This is a genomic window from Micromonospora sp. NPDC000121 (assembly GCF_042899165.1).
In the GTDB taxonomy this organism is placed as follows: domain Bacteria; phylum Actinomycetota; class Actinomycetes; order Mycobacteriales; family Micromonosporaceae; genus Micromonospora.
In genome coordinates this window covers 94,454-109,104 of record NZ_JBIAZP010000002.1, presented here as the reverse complement: position 1 = coordinate 109,104, position 14,651 = coordinate 94,454, and the positions used below count along the sequence as shown (strand labels likewise).

Annotated in this window: 14 protein-coding genes; 9 read left to right on the top strand and 5 right to left on the bottom strand. The window is 72.7% G+C overall.

Features of this window, described 5'->3' with window-relative positions:
- Positions 1–84 precede the first annotated feature (84 nt).
- Complete coding sequence (locus ACFY23_RS06510) at positions 85–570, top strand: roadblock/LC7 domain-containing protein (protein ID WP_350684514.1); 486 nt, start codon at positions 85–87, stop codon at positions 568–570.
- 106 nt (positions 571–676) lie between these two features.
- Here the strand turns inward: ACFY23_RS06510 and ppdK are convergent, their stop codons facing one another.
- Positions 677–3,412 (bottom strand): pyruvate, phosphate dikinase, encoded by a 2,736-nt coding sequence (gene ppdK / locus ACFY23_RS06505; RefSeq protein WP_350684513.1) that lies wholly within the window; start codon positions 3,410–3,412, stop codon positions 677–679.
- A 365-nt stretch (positions 3,413–3,777) separates the two neighbouring features.
- Here ppdK and ACFY23_RS06500 point away from each other — a divergent pair, with 365 nt between their 5' ends.
- Together ACFY23_RS06500 and ACFY23_RS06495 are read left to right on the top strand one after the other, a co-directional pair.
- Entirely contained in the window at positions 3,778–5,454 is a 1,677-nt protein-coding gene (locus tag ACFY23_RS06500) for a beta-N-acetylhexosaminidase (RefSeq protein ID WP_350684526.1), read from the top strand.
- 937 nt (positions 5,455–6,391) lie between these two features.
- The gene (locus ACFY23_RS06495) at positions 6,392–7,048 is read left to right on the top strand and encodes a C39 family peptidase (RefSeq protein ID WP_387036731.1); all 657 of its coding nucleotides are present in this window, start codon (positions 6,392–6,394) and stop codon (positions 7,046–7,048) included.
- A 178-nt stretch (positions 7,049–7,226) separates the two neighbouring features.
- Here the strand turns inward: ACFY23_RS06495 and dusB are convergent, their stop codons facing one another.
- From dusB to ACFY23_RS06475, 4 genes are all read right to left on the bottom strand, one after another.
- Positions 7,227–8,399, bottom strand: coding sequence for a tRNA dihydrouridine synthase DusB (gene dusB / locus ACFY23_RS06490; protein ID WP_350684689.1), 1,173 nt, complete (start codon positions 8,397–8,399; stop codon positions 7,227–7,229).
- A gap of 63 nt (positions 8,400–8,462) precedes the next feature.
- A complete protein-coding gene (locus ACFY23_RS06485) occupies positions 8,463–9,842 on the bottom strand; it encodes a glycine--tRNA ligase (protein WP_350684690.1) in 1,380 nt (459 codons plus the stop codon).
- A gap of 117 nt (positions 9,843–9,959) precedes the next feature.
- The gene (locus ACFY23_RS06480; protein ID WP_350684706.1) at positions 9,960–10,433 is read right to left on the bottom strand and encodes a hypothetical protein; all 474 of its coding nucleotides are present in this window, start codon (positions 10,431–10,433) and stop codon (positions 9,960–9,962) included.
- A gap of 126 nt (positions 10,434–10,559) precedes the next feature.
- The gene (locus ACFY23_RS06475; RefSeq protein ID WP_350684691.1) at positions 10,560–10,901 is read right to left on the bottom strand and encodes an antibiotic biosynthesis monooxygenase; all 342 of its coding nucleotides are present in this window, start codon (positions 10,899–10,901) and stop codon (positions 10,560–10,562) included.
- A 26-nt stretch (positions 10,902–10,927) separates the two neighbouring features.
- Between ACFY23_RS06475 and ACFY23_RS06470 the strand changes: the two genes are divergently transcribed.
- Genes ACFY23_RS06470 through ACFY23_RS06445 form a run of 6 tightly spaced genes read left to right on the top strand, consistent with a single transcriptional unit; the run spans position 10,928 to position 14,569 of the window.
- Positions 10,928–11,185: a hypothetical protein gene (locus tag ACFY23_RS06470; protein ID WP_350684692.1), complete on the top strand. Its 258-nt coding sequence runs from the start codon at positions 10,928–10,930 to the stop codon at positions 11,183–11,185.
- Between the two features lie 54 nt (positions 11,186–11,239).
- A complete protein-coding gene (locus ACFY23_RS06465) occupies positions 11,240–12,211 on the top strand; it encodes a metal ABC transporter substrate-binding protein (protein ID WP_350684693.1) in 972 nt (323 codons plus the stop codon).
- Positions 12,208–12,969 (top strand): metal ABC transporter ATP-binding protein, encoded by a 762-nt coding sequence (locus ACFY23_RS06460; protein ID WP_350684694.1) that lies wholly within the window; start codon positions 12,208–12,210, stop codon positions 12,967–12,969. The genes ACFY23_RS06465 and ACFY23_RS06460 overlap by 4 nt, the downstream gene beginning before the upstream one ends.
- A 1-nt stretch (position 12,970) precedes the next feature.
- Positions 12,971–13,837 (top strand): metal ABC transporter permease, encoded by an 867-nt coding sequence (locus ACFY23_RS06455; protein WP_350684695.1) that lies wholly within the window; start codon positions 12,971–12,973, stop codon positions 13,835–13,837.
- Between the two features lie 43 nt (positions 13,838–13,880).
- Complete coding sequence (locus ACFY23_RS06450; protein WP_088998913.1) at positions 13,881–14,180, top strand: metalloregulator ArsR/SmtB family transcription factor; 300 nt, start codon at positions 13,881–13,883, stop codon at positions 14,178–14,180.
- Positions 14,177–14,569: a Fur family transcriptional regulator gene (locus ACFY23_RS06445; RefSeq protein ID WP_350684696.1), complete on the top strand. Its 393-nt coding sequence runs from the start codon at positions 14,177–14,179 to the stop codon at positions 14,567–14,569. The genes ACFY23_RS06450 and ACFY23_RS06445 overlap by 4 nt, the downstream gene beginning before the upstream one ends.
- Positions 14,570–14,651: the final 82 nt, after the last annotated feature.

Genomic DNA, 14,651 nt, shown 5'->3' with positions numbered 1-14,651 from the left:
GGACCTCGGTCCGGCATGGCCGGCGGTAGCGTTCCCGGAGCGGAACGTGACCAGACTGAGGGCCCGACGGTGGGAGAGAAACCCGTGAACGCGGACACGATGATGGGAACGGAGTTGCAGGGGCTGCGCCGACGCCGCCCCGAGGTGGCGGGCACGGTGCTGGCCGGCACCGACGGCCTGCTGATCTCCAGCGACCTGCCGACGACGGACGCCACCCACCTGGCGGCGCTCGCGGCGGCGAGTTTCGGCCTCGGCCACCGGGTGGCCGACACCGTGCGGCAAGGGGAGTTCCGGGAGTCGGTGCTGCGCACCGCGGACGGCGCGGTGGTCACCTACCCCGCCGGGCGCAGCGCCCTGCTGACGCTGGTCGCCGACGGCGCCGCCGACCTCGAGGCGCTGCACGCCGACGCCCGGGCGGTGGCCCGGCGCACCGGCTCGGTGCTGGACACCCGCCGGCCGGTCGGGGGGACGCCGACGCCGGAGGCGCACGCCTCGCTCGCGGCCCGCCCCACCAGGGGCGCCCTGCCCCGCCGCGCCACCCACCACGCCTGGCGCCGCCCGCCGATCTGAGCCACCCGGGAGTCGACCGACGGTCGCGCCGGCACGGGCGCACCGCACGGCATCGGCGGCGGACCCGCTCCCCCGGGCCCGCCGCCGATCTGCCGAACTGTCGGCCTCAGCGGCTGTCGGAGCCGTCCGTCTCCACCGCGGCGCGGCCGGCTTCGAGCCGGGCGACGGGCACCCGGAAGGGCGAGCAGGACACGTAGTCCAGGCCCACCTCGTGGAAGAAGTGCACCGAGTCGGGGTCGCCGCCGTGCTCGCCGCAGACGCCGAGCTTCAGCTCCGGCCGGGCCGCCCGGCCCTCCTGCGCGGCGATGCGGACCAGCCGACCCACGCCGTCCCGGTCGATCGACTCGAACGGCGAGATGCCGAAGATGCCCAGCTCCAGGTAGCGCCAGAAGAACGCGCCCTCGACGTCGTCCCGGGAGAAGCCCCAGGCCATCTGGGTCAGGTCGTTGGTGCCAAAGGAGAAGAACTGCGCCGCCTCGGCGATCTGCCCGGCGGTCAGCGCCGCCCGCGGCACCTCGATCATGGTGCCGATCAGCACGTCGACCGCCTTCTCCCGGGTCACCTCCTCGATGATCTTCTCCGCCTCGGCGCGTACCGTCTCCAGCTCCTGCACCGCGCCGACCAGCGGGACCATGATCTCCGGCCGGGGGTCGCCGCCACGCTGGGCACACGCGACCGCCGCCTCGACGATCGCCCGGACCTGCATCGCGAAGAGTCCGGGGATGACCAGGCCGAGGCGGACCCCACGCAGGCCCAGCATCGGGTTCTCCTCGTGCATCCGGCGGACGGCGGCGAGCAGGGCCTCCTCCTGGGCCACGTCCTCGCCGCGCTCCTGGGCGACCGCGACGTTGACCGCGAGTTGTTCCAGCGGCGGCAGGAACTCGTGCAGCGGCGGGTCGATCAGCCGGACGGTGACCGGCAGCCCGTCCATCTCCCGGAAGATCTCCACGAAGTCGTCCCGCTGCAACGGCAGCAGCGCGGCGAGCGCCTCGTCCCGCTCGTCGTCGGTGCGGGCCAGGATCAGCCGCTCGACCAGCTCACGACGGTCGCCGAGGAACATGTGCTCGGTCCGGCAGAGGCCGATGCCCTCCGCGCCGAACCGCCGGGCCCGGGCGGCGTCCGCGCCGGTGTCGGCGTTCGTGCGGACGGTCAACCGCCGCTTGGCGTCGGCGTGCGACATGATCCGGTGTACGGCCCGGACCAGGGCGTTGTCGATGTGCTCCGGGTCGAGGCTGCCCTCGAAATACTGCACGACCTCCGACGGCATGACCGGCACCTCGCCGAGGTAGACCTTGCCGGTGGTGCCGTCGATGGAGACGACGTCGCCCTCGCTCACGGTCTGCCCGGCCACGGTGAACTTCCGCTGCGGGATGTCGATGTCCAGCTCGTCCGCGCCGGACACGCAGGTCTTGCCCATGCCCCGGGCCACCACGGCGGCGTGGCTGGTCTTGCCGCCCCGCGAGGTGAGGATGCCCTTGGCGGCGATCATGCCGTTCAGGTCGTCCGGATTGGTCTCCCGGCGGACCAGGATCACGTCCTCTCCCTCGGCGGCCAGCTCGACCGCACGGGCAGAGGTGAAGACGACCTTGCCCACCGCCGCGCCCGGGGAGGCGCCGATGCCCTTGGCAACCGGCTGGAACTCGTGGTCGAGCTGAAAGCGCGGGAACATCAGCTGGGCGAGCTGCGCGCCGTTGACCCGGTGCAGCGCCTCGTCGAGGTCGATCAGGCCCTCGTCGACGAGTTGGCCGGCGATGACGAACGCCGCCGCGGCGGTGCGCTTGCCGACCCGGGTCTGGAGCATCCAGAGCTTGCCGCGCTCGATGGTGAACTCGATGTCGCAGAGGTCCCGGTAGTGCCCCTCCAGCCGGGCCATGTAACTGAGCAGCTCGTCGTAGGACTTCTTGTCGAGCTTCTCCAGCTCCTGCAACGGCACGGTGTTGCGGATGCCGGCGACGACGTCCTCGCCCTGGGCGTTGGCCAGGTAGTCGCCGTAGATGCCCTGGGCGCCGCTGGCGGGGTCGCGGGTGAACGCGACGCCGGTGCCGGAGTCGGAGCCGAGGTTGCCGAAGACCATCGCCACCACGTTGACCGCGGTGCCGAGGTCGGCCGGGATCCGCTCCTGACGGCGGTAGAGCACCGCGCGCTCGGCGTTCCACGACTCGAAGACCGCGCGGATGGCCAGGTCGAGCTGCTCGCGCGGCTCCTGCGGGAACTCCCGGCCGGTGTGCTTGAGGAAGATCCTCTTGTACGCGTCGACCAGCCCGCGCAGGTCGTCCGCGTCGAGGTCGAGGTCGTTCTGGGTGCCCTTGGCGCGCTTGACGTCGTCGAGCGCGTGCTCGAACTCCTCGCCCGGCACCTCGCAGACGGTCTTGCCGAACATCTGGATCAGGCGGCGGTACGAGTCCCAGGCGAAGCGGTCTGCGCCGCCGGAGGCGGCCCGGTCAGCCGAGCCGTCGGCCTGTCGTGCGAGTCCCTGGACGCTGCGGTCGTTGAGGCCGACGTTGAGGACGGTCTCCATCATGCCCGGCATGGAGAACTTGGCCCCGGACCGTACGGAGACGAGCAGCGGGTCCTGCGGGTCGCCGAGGCGCTTGCCCATCGCCTGCTCCAGCGACGCCAGGTGCGCGGCGATCTGGTCGGCCAGCCCGTCGGGCTCCTCACCGGTGGCGAGGTACGCCTTGCAGGCCTCGGTGGTGATGGTGAAGCCCGGCGGGACCGGCAGGCCGAGGTTGGTCATCTCGGCCAGGTTGGCCCCCTTGCCGCCGAGCAGGTCCTTCAGGTCCTTGTTGCCCTCGGCGAAGTCGTAGACGTACTTGTGTTCCACCGTCTCTTGCGCTGCCACCAGAGCCTCCCACGCGCGCCGGTCCGACACTTAACGAAGGTTCAGTTGCTCCATACCCCGGGGCGGACCACCGGTAATCACCGATGCCATGCCGGCTGGTGGGCGAAGGCTAAGCGAACTTCGCGTGGCCCGGGGCCGTTCGGTGACAATAGGCACAGCCATCACGACTATCCGCGTTCGTACCGGTCTTTGGGAACGCTTCCACGCGCACGATCACGCAACTTCGGCCTCTCCCTCGTACCCTTGGCGGCACGCATCTCGGTGAATCACCTTTGCCATAACAGCCGCGAATACACCCCCGGGGAGCCATCGCCGTGCCATCCGTTCCCACCGCCTCTGAGCCGCTCGACCCGTCCGCCACCGGCCTGGACGACCGGGCGCCCAGGCACCTCGACCTGCCGGCCCACGCGCCGGCCGCCGCCGAGCTGGCCCGGGCGGCGGCCCAGACCGCCGACGGCCTGCTCGCCCCGCCCACCCCGGTCCGGCTGGGCGACGTGGTGCCCGCCCCCGAACTGGTCGCGCCCGACCCGACCGCCGACTTCGTCCTCACCGCCGAGTCGGCCGTACGGGTGAGCGCCGACGACGCCGTCCGGGCCGTCGGCGAGCAGCTCGCCGCCCTCCTCCGACCGGCCACCGGCTACCCGCTGCCGGTCGCCGACGCCACCCGCCCGGAGCCCGCCGGCGGCATCGCGCTGGCGCTGGTCGACGCCGACGACCTCGGCGCGGAGGGCTACCGGCTCGACGTGACACCCGACGGGGTACGCGTCGAGGCCGCCACCCCGGCCGGGCTCTTCTTCGGTACGCAGACGCTGCGGCAGCTCCTGCCGGCGGCGATCGAGAGCCCGACGCCGGTCGCCGAGCGCTGGGCGCTGCCCGGCGGCTCGATCACCGACCGCCCCCGGTTCGCCTACCGGGGCGCCATGCTCGACGTGGCCCGGCACTTCTTCGGCGTGTCGGACGTGCTCCGGGTCATCGACCACCTGGCCCGCTACAAGCTCAACCACCTGCACCTGCACCTCACCGACGACCAGGGCTGGCGGATCGCCGTCGACTCGTGGCCCCGGCTGGCCACCGTCGGCGGGGCGTCCGAGGTGGGCGACGGCCCCGGCGGGCACTACACGCGCGACGACTACCGCCGGATCGTGGCCTACGCGGCGCAGCGGCACATCACCGTCGTGCCGGAGATCGACCTGCCGGGGCACACCCACGCAGCGCTGACCGCGTACGGGGAGCTGGCGCCGGACCGGGTCGCGCCGCCGCCGTACACCGGCACCGAGGTCGGCTTCAGCTACGTCGACCCGGCCAGCGAGCGGACGTACGAGTTCGTCGCCGACGTGCTCGGCGAGATCGCCGCGCTCACCCCCGGACCGTGGCTGCACATCGGGGGCGACGAGGCGTTCAAGGTGCTCCCCGACGCGTACGCCGCCTTCGTCGAGCGCGTCCAGCGGATCGTCGCCGGCACCGGCAAGACGGTGGTCGGCTGGCACCAGATCGCGCCCGCCGAGCACGCCGACGGGCGGGTGCTCCAGTGGTGGGGGACGACGGGCGAGGACCCCGTCACCGCGGACGCCGTCCGCCGGGGCGCCCGACTGCTCCTCTCCCCCGGCAACCACGCCTACCTCGACATGAAGTACGCCCCGGACACCCCCATCGGGCACGACTGGGCGGGCCTGATCGACGTCCGCCGGGCGTACGACTGGGACCCCGCCGCCCACGTGGCCGGCGTCCCCGCCGACGCGGTGCTCGGGGTGGAGGCGCCGCTGTGGACCGAGTCGGTCACCTCGCGGGCCGAGGTCGAGTTCATGTTCTTCCCCCGGCTGCCCGCGATCGCCGAGCTGGGCTGGTCCCCGCGGGCGACGCACGACTGGGCCGGGTTCCGCGACCGGCTGGCCGGGCACGGCCCGCGCTGGTCCACCGCCGGCATCGTCTTCCACCGCGACCCGGAGGTGCCCTGGCCGGCGGAGCAGCCGGCTCCGGCCGCGTTCCCGGCGACGATCCCCACCCAGCCCGGCCCCGAAGGGGCCCCCGCCCCGACTGCCTGACGTCGCACGCCCCGGCCGACCTCGGCGGCACCGCCGCCGCGGGGCCGACGAGTGAGGCAAGCAGCACAAGAGCGACGGCCCGATGGCACCAGCCACCGGGCCGTCGCTTTTCCGTGTCGTCCCTGTCGAGCTGATGTCGCAAACGAATCACGGGGGCCGCCGGCCGGATGATCTCGCAAACGAATCACGGGGCCCGCCCGCCGGATGATCTCGCAAACGAATCACGGGGGCCGCCGGCCGGATGATGTCGCGAACGACTCAGCTCGACAGCGGCAACGCGGATCGCCTCCCCGGCCTGCCCCCGCAACCCGGCAGGGCCGGACGGCCGGTTGATGTCACAAACGACTCAGCTCGACAGCGGCAACAGCGCATCGCCCCCGGCCCGCCCCCGCAACCCGGCCACGGCCGGACGGCCGGTTGATGTCACAAACGACTCAGCTCGACAGGGCGCACCGATGATTCCCGACGCCCGGCCCGGTGGAGACGCCCGGCCCGGTAGAGACGCCCGGCCCGCTGGAGAAGGCCCGGCCCGTGGGAGACGCCCGGCCGTCGGAGGCGCCATGCTGCTGGACACCAGGTGAGGGCCGCTATGGGATGGGTGTCCGGTTCGCCGAGGGGTGCAGACGCCGCGGCGTGGGGCGGCGTGGGGTTGGTGTCCGGTTGGTGGTGGGTTGTGGTGGCGGGGCCACCCCTCCCAACGGGCATGGAGCGCGGGCCCTCGACGTTGTAACCGTCGCGAGCGCGTAACCCCCAGGTCGTTTCGGCGGCCGGGGCGACGGCCCGGAATGCGTGGCCGGCCCAGCCGGTTACATCTCCCCGGGACGCGCCCCCAAGCGCGGGCGCACCCCTTCTGGTCTTCGACCTTTCCTCACCCGTGGCCACCCACCCCCCCTTTTTCGGTGTGCCGCGTACCCCCGATCGAAAGGTGCATACGATCATGCGTACCGATCTGATCCGTAAGACCGCCCTGACCGCTGCCGGCCTCGCCTTCACCGGCGGCGCCATCGCCGGCCCCGTCACCGCCACGTACGCGGCCCCCGTCGACAGCAAGCCTGTCGCCGTCACGCAGGACCGTGACCGTAAGGGCGGGCAGAAGGAACTCGACGTCGCCTACGAGGCCCAGCCGAACTTCTACTACTGCGGCCCCGCCGCCACCCGCAACGCCCTGAGCGTGCAGGGCAAGGACATCAACGTCGACGCCATGGCTGAGCAGATGGGCACCACCGAGGCCGGCACCGACTCCATCAACGACATCACCCCCGTGCTGAACAAGGAAACCGGCAAGGACGCCTACCGCAGCGTCGAGATCAGCCAGGCCAGGGCCGACGACAAGCAGACCACCAAGCTGCGCGCCGACGTCGTCAAGGCCGTCGACGACGGCCGCGCCCCGGTGGCCAACATCGCCGGCACCGCCACCGACACCGACGGCGGCGTCCACTCCTTCGAGGGCGGGCACTACATCAGCGTCGTCGGCTACCGCGACAACGGCGAGACGGTGAAGATCGCCGACTCCGCCGACCCGGCCCAGGCCTCCTACTGGATCACCACCGAGGCCCTCGCCGACTGGATCGCCACCCGCGGCTACGCCGCCTGATCCAGGCAAGGCAACACACAACCGAACACCAACGACAAGGGCCGGCCCCCAAACGGGGCCCGGCCCTGTCGTCGTCTCCGTGGTCGGCAAGCAGGGCGATCGCGATCCGCCTCGACGCGGGCGAGCCGGGCCCGCGGCCGAACCGGCCGGTCGCGCGGCTTCGCTCGTACCGGCCCGGTCAGCCGCCGGAGTCGGCCAGCTCGGCGCCCTCGGGCACGGTGTCGTCGTCCCGGCTGGCGAGCCAGCCGTCGGGCAGGAAGACCTTGCCGGGCGAATTGGTGCGGCCGCGCGGCTGGCCGAGCGTGGCGATCGGGAAGGGCTCGGTCGGATCGAGCTTGCCGAGCAGGTCGTCGAGCTGGGCCAGGCTCTCGATCATCGCCAGCTCGCGGCGCAGCTCGCTGCCCACCGGGAAGCCCTTCAGGTACCAGGCGACGTGCTTGCGGAAGTCGGTGCAGCCGTCCCGTTCGCCCCGCGCGGGATTGCGCGCCCCCGCGGTGAACTGGTCGACCAGCAGCTCCGCGTGCCGGCGCATGGTCTGCGCGACCTCGCCGAGGCTGGGCAGCCGGCGCTCGGGGCTCCCGTTGAACGCGGCCTCCAGGTCGGCGAAGAGCCACGGACGCCCCAGGCAGCCCCGGCCGATCACCACCCCGTCGACGCCGGTGTGCGCCACCATCCGCAGCGCGTCGTCGGCCTCCCAGATGTCGCCGTTGCCGAGCACCGGCACGTCGAGCGCCTGCTTGAGCGTGGCGATGGCGTCCCAGTCGGCGGTGCCCGAGTAGCGCTGCGCCGCCGTACGCCCGTGCAGGGCGACCGCCGCCACCCCGGCGTCCTGCGCGGCGAGACCCGCCTCGACGTACGTCAGGTGATCGTCGTCGATGCCCTTGCGCATCTTGACCGTGACCGGCACGCCGGCGGGCGACGCGGCGTCCACCGCAGCCCTGACCAGGCGGGCGAAGAGCCGGCGGCGCCACGGCAGCGCCGATCCGCCGCCCTTGCGGGTGACCTTGGGCACCGGGCAGCCGAAGTTGAGGTCGATGTGGTCGGCGAGGTTTTTCTCCACCACGATCCGCACGGCGGCGGCGGTGATCTCGGGGTCGGTGCCGTAGAGCTGGAGGCTGCGGGGCCGCTCGTCTTCGCCGAAGGCGATCATGCGCAGCGTCTTCGGGTTCCGCTCCACCAGCGCGATGGTGGTGATCATCTCGCAGACGTAGATGCCGCCGCCCTGTTCCCGGCAGAGCTGCCGGAAGCCGACGTTGGTGATGCCCGCCATCGGCGCGAGCACCACCGGCGGCCACACCTGGTGCTGCCCGAGGGTCAGCGGGCGCAGTGCGGGAACAGTCGGCGCGGTCACCGCACAAGTGTACGGGGCCCCGGCCGGCGCCCTTGCGCGCCGACCGAGACCCCGTTCAGCAGCTCAGCAGCCGGGGAGGCGCTCGATCAGGTAGCGCTCGACCTGGTCCAGGGAGATGCGCTCCTGGGCCATGGTGTCCCGGTTCCGCACGGTCACCGCGTTGTCGTCCAGGGTGTCGAAGTCGACCGTCACACAGAACGGCGTGCCGATCTCGTCCTGACGGCGGTAGCGGCGGCCGATGGCCTGCGAGTCGTCGAACTCCACCACCCAGCGCTTGCGCAGGTCAGCGGCGAGGCCCTTCGCCTTGGGCGAGAGCGCCTCGTTGCGCGACAGCGGCAGCACCGCCACCTTGACCGGGGCCAGCCGCGGGTCGAACCGCATCACCGTGCGCTTGTCCACGCCGCCCTTGGTGTTCGGCGCCTCGTCCTCGTCGTACGCCTCCAGCAGGAAGGCCAGCACCGCCCGGGTGAGGCCGGCGGCCGGCTCGATGACGTACGGCACCCAGCGCTCGCCCTTGGTCTGGTCGAAGTAGGACAGGTCGACGCCGGAGTGCTTGCTGTGCGTGGACAGGTCGAAGTCGGTGCGGTTGGCGATGCCCTCCAGCTCCGCGAACTCGGTGCCGCCGAACTGGAAGCGGTACTCGATGTCGACGGTGCGCTTCGAGTAGTGGGAGAGCTTCTCCTTCGGGTGCTCGTAGAAGCGCAGGTTGTCCTCCGACAGGCCCAGGTCGAGGTACCAGTTCCAGCGCTCCTGGAGCCAGTACTCGTGCCACTGTTCGTCGGTGCCCGGCTCGACGAAGAACTCCATCTCCATCTGCTCGAACTCGCGCGTACGGAAGATGAAGTTGCCCGGGGTGATCTCGTTGCGGAACGACTTGCCGGTCTGCGCGATGCCGAACGGCGGCTTCTTGCGGGCGACCGTCTCGACGTTCTTGTAGTTGACGAAGATGCCCTGCGCCGTCTCCGGGCGCAGGTAGTGCAGGCCCTCTTCGCTCTCCACCGGGCCCAGGAAGGTCTTCATCAGACCGTTGAACATCTTCGGCTCGGTGAAGGTGCCCTTGTTGCCGCAGTTCGGGCAGTTCAGCTCGGTCAGCGAGGCCGGCGGCTTGCCGTGCTTGGCCTCGTACGCCTCCTCGAGGTGGTCGGCCCGGAACCGCTTGTGGCAGGACTGGCACTCGGTCAGCGGGTCGACGAAGGCGTCGAGGTGGCCGGAGGCGGCCCAGACGTCCCGCGCCAGGATGACGGCGGAGTCGAGGCCGACCACGTCGTCGCGCTGCTGGACCATGGTCTTCCACCACTGCCGGCGGACGTTCTCCTTCAGCTCCACGCCGAGCGGACCGTAGTCCCACGCCGACCGGGTGCCTCCGTAGATCTCGCTGGAGGGGAAGACGAAGCCTCGGCGCTTGGCGAGGCTGACGACGGCGTCGATACGGTCGGCTGGCATGTTTTCCTCCTACGCCGACTGGCGGTCGGCGGGGACGCGGCAAAAGGACGGAACGAGCGGTTCGGGACAACGGTACGACCAGCACCAGCCCGAGCCCAGCAGAATACCGGGGGCGGGTCAGTTGACCCCGCACACCTCCATGCCGCCGGTCTGCCGGTCCTGCCCCAGGACGACCTCCTGCCGGTCCTGCCGGCCGCCGGTGTAGGTCACGTCCACCGGCACGGTCAGGGTGGTGGCGTCCACGTCGCCCACCCGGAAGGCGGCGATCTGCGGCTCGGCGGAGACCCGACGCTCGAACTCCCGCCGCGACTCGCGCCGCTGCGCGTCGTCGCAGAGCTGGTCGTACGCGGCGCCGTACTTCCGCTCGACCAGTGCCTGGTAGTAGTCGGTGGAGACGGTGCGCCCCTGCTCCCGGACGGCCTGCACCCCGGTCACCGCCAGGCCCACCACGGCCGCGCCGCCGCCACCGCAGCAGAGCAGCACGGCGAGGGCCCCGGCGCCCAGCCCGAGCCAGAGCCGGGTGTTGCGCCCCTCGGTGGGCGGCGCCGCGAACGGCGGGGCCACCCCGGGGCCGGGCGGCGGCGCGGGCACGCCCGGATCCGCCGGCGGGCCGGGCACGGCGGGCGGCTGCGCCCCCTCCTGGCCGGGCAGCGAAGAGTACGGCGGCGGGGCCGCCGGTCCGGGAGCGGTCATGAGAGCAATCTAGTGCCCACGCGCTCAGCGGTACGGACCAGCGGCCCGATCGCTGGCCGCCACGACCACGTCCCCGCCCGGCGCGGCGGTGGCGAGCGCCTCGTACGCGGACGGCTCGTCGACCGACTCGGCGAGCAGCGGCACGGCCGTGACCTTGACGTCGAAGCCGCCGAGGGCGCGCCGGTAGGTGCCGACGGACTCCCACTCGGTGACCAGGCACCAGTGCCGCGGGTCGTCCAGCGCCCGGACGAGCTGCCCGCGCAGGTAACCGGGGCGGGCCGCGAGCGCGGCGAGGGCGTCGTGCGCCCGCTCGGTGAAGTCGTCGGCGACATCGACGTCCACCACGAACCGGTTCGTCACCAGCACGGGTTCCTCCTCGTAGAGTCTGTGGGATGCAGCGTACGCAGAGCCCCCTGCCGGCCCGGTTGGCGCGGGCGAACCCGACGACGGTGTTCCTGGTCACCCTGGTGCTGGCGCTGGTCGCGTTCTTCACCCCCGGGGTGGTCGGTGGGCTGCTCACCCTGCTGCTCGCCGCGGCCGTCGCCGCGCTGCTGGTCACCACCTGGTCGGTGCAGACGGCGCCGACCCGGATGATCCGGTTGGTGGTGCTCACCCTGCTGGTCACCGCGGGCCTGGTGAAGCTGCTCTGACATGCAAGCATGCGTTTTTGACAATCATTGTCGTTGTCGCGGAGAGTTGATGCCATGAACATCCGCTCCGCCCCGCGCACCCTGGCCGCCGCCACCACCGCCCTGCTCGCCCTCGGCGGCGTCGCCGCCTGCTCCGACGACGGGGCCGGCACCGACCCGCAGCGGGTCGACGTGGTGGCCGCCTTCTACCCGCTCCAGTTCCTCGCCGAGCGGATCGGCGGCGACGCGGTGAAGGTCACCAACCTCGCCAAGCCCGGGGCCGAGCCGCACGACCTGGAGCTCAACCCGGGGCAGGTCGGCGACGTCAGCCAGGCGGAGCTGGTCGTCTACCTGAAGGGCTTCCAGCCGAACGTGGACGAGGCCGTCGAGCAGAACGCCGGGGACCGCGCGTTCGACGTGGCCACCGTGCAGCCGCTGCGCGACGCGGCGGCCGGCGGGCACGACCACGACCACGGGCACGAGGGCGAGGGCGAGGCGGCCGGGGAAACCCACGCCGAGGAGGAGGGCGGCGGCAAGGACCCGCACCTCTGGCTCGACCCGACCCGCCTGGCCACCGTCGGCGACAAGCTCGCCGAGCGGCTCGGCAAGGCCGACCCGGAGCGGGCCGCCGACTACACCGCCCGCGCCGCGACGCTGCGCACCGAGCTGGAGAAGCTGGACGCCGACTTCACCGCCGGGCTGAAGACCTGCCAGCGGCGGGAGATCGTGGTCAGCCACACGGCGTTCGGCTACCTCACCGAGCGCTACCAGCTGGAGCAGATCGGCATCACCGGGCTGAGCCCGGAGAACGAGCCGTCCCCGCAGCGCCTCGCCGAGGTGATCGAGGAGGCCCGGGAGCACAAGGCCACGACGATCTTCTTCGAGACGCTGGTGAGCCCGAAGGTGGCCCAGACCATCGCCGACCAGGTCGGCGCGAAGACCGCGGTGCTGGACCCCCTGGAAGGGCTGTCTACCGACGGCGGCGACTACCTTTCGGTGATGCGCACCAACCTGCAGACCCTCAGGACGGCGTTGAGCTGCTCGTGACATCCCCAGTCATCACCGTCACGCACGGGGTGGTCGGCTACGACGGCCGCCCCGTGCTGCGTGACGTCTCGCTGACCGTGACCGCCGGCGAGGTGGTCGCGGTGCTCGGCGCCAACGGCTCCGGCAAGTCGACCCTGATCCGCGCCGTGCTCGGCCTGGTGCCGCTCAGCTCCGGGTCGGTCGCCCTCTTCGACCGCCCGTTGCGCCGGTTCCGGCAGTGGCACCGCATCGGGTACGTCCCGCAGCGCCTCGGCGCCGGCAGCGGCGTACCGGCCACCGTCCGCGAGGTGGTGGCCTCCGGCCGGCTGGCCCGCCGGGGCGTCCTGCGCCCGCCCGGGCGCGCCGACCGGGCCGCCGTCGACGCGGCGCTGGCGGCGGTCGGGCTCGCCGACCGGGCCCACGACCCGGTCGCCACGCTCTCCGGCGGGCAGCAGCAGCGCACCCTGATCGCCCGGGCGCTGGCCGGCCAGCCGGAGTTGCTCGTCCTCGACGAGCCGACCGCCGGGGTGGACGCGGCCAGCCAGGAGGCGTTCGCCGGGGCACTGCACGACTTCGTGGACGGCGGCGGCACGGTGCTGCTGGTGGCCCACGAGCTCGGTCCGCTGCGGCCGCTGATCAGCCGCGCGGTCGTCGTACACCAGGGTGGGATCTGCCACGACGGCGCGGTGCCCGAGCCCGCCGGCCACCACGCGGAGCCCGACCACGACCACGTGCACCCGCACGGTCCCGACGAGCCCGCCGGGCTGTGGAGCAACTGAGATGGAACTCTTCCAGTACCCCTACATGCAGCGCGCCCTGATCGGCGCGCTGGTCATCGGCCTGGCGGCGCCGGCGCTCGGCATCTACCTGGTGCAGCGGCGGCTCGCGCTGATCGGCGACGGGGTCGGGCACGTGGCGCTCACCGGCGTCGGCGCGGGCCTGCTGCTCAACCGGTCCCCGGTGCTCGTCGCGGTGGTCGTGGCGACCGTCGGCGCGATCACCATCGAGCTGGTGCGCGCCCGGGGGCGCACCTCCGGCGACCTGGCCCTGGCCCTGCTCTTCTACGGCGGCATCGCCGGCGGCGTGATGCTGGTCGGGCTCTCCGACAGCACCAGCGCCAACCTCAACGCCTACCTCTTCGGGTCGCTGACCACCATCTCGCCGGCGGACCTGACCACCATCGCGGTGCTCGGCGCGGCGATCCTGGTAACCATGCTGGCGCTGCGCCCGGCCCTGTTCGCGGTCTGCCACGACGAGGAGTACGCCCGGGTCTCCGGGCTGCCGGTGCGCACGCTCAACATGCTGCTCGCGGTGGCCACCGCGGTCACCGTGACCATCGCCATGCGGGCCGTCGGCGTGCTGCTGATCAGCGCGCTGATGGTGGTGCCGGTGGCGACCGCGCAGCAGGTGACCCGGGGGTTCCGCAGCACCATGGCCGCGGCGATGACGCTGGGGCTCTTCGCCGCCGGCTCCGGGGTCTGGGTGGCCGCGAACGCCGACACCGCCCCCGGCGCCTCGGTGGTGCTGATGGCGATCGCCTCGTTCGGGGTGGTCGCGGTCCTGGGGGCGGCCTGGCGCACGCTGCGCCGGCGGCGCACCCCGGCCGCCGCGCCCGCGCCCGAGCCGCACGAGGTCGTGCTCCACTGATCCTGCTCCGCGACGTGCCGATGGCATTGGTTACCGTTACGGGGTGACTGACGGATCAGGCTACGACGCCTTCGAGGGGGCGAGCGAGCTGCTGCGTGCCCTGTCGGCGCCGATCCGGCTGGCCATCGTCAGCGAGCTCGCCGAGGGCGAACGCTGCGTGCACGAGCTGGTGGACAAGCTCGGCGCCGCGCAGCCGCTGGTCTCCCAGCACCTGCGGGTGTTGCGGGGCGCCGGCGTGGTGCGCGGCTCGCGGCGGGGGCGCGAGATCGCGTACGCCCTGGTCGACGAGCACGTCGCGCACATCGTGGCCGACGCGGTCAGCCACGCCGGGGAGGGGTCATGACGGGTTCTGCGGTCCGCAACACCCGGCAGCGCTCGGCGGTCAGCGCGCTGCTCGCCGAGGTGGAGGGCTTCCACAGCGCGCAGGAGCTGCACGCGATGCTGCGCGAGCGCGGCGAGCGGGTCGGGCTGACCACGGTCTACCGCACCCTGCAGGGGCTGGCCGACGCGGGCGAGATCGACGTGATGCGCCCGCCGGGCGGCGAGCACCTCTACCGCCGGTGCAGCGAGGGGCACCACCACCACCTGGTCTGCCGGGGCTGCGGCCGCACGGTGGAGGTGGCCGGGCCGACGGTGGAGAACTGGGCGGAGCGGGTGGCGGCGCAGCACGGCTACGCCGACGTCAGCCACACCCTGGAGATCTTCGGCACCTGCCCGTCCTGCGCCCGCTGACATCCGGCCGGACGGTCGGTCGGACGGGCGGCGTCGAGGGCGGCACGGGGCGTGCGTCACCGGCGTGCCCGGGGCCACCGCG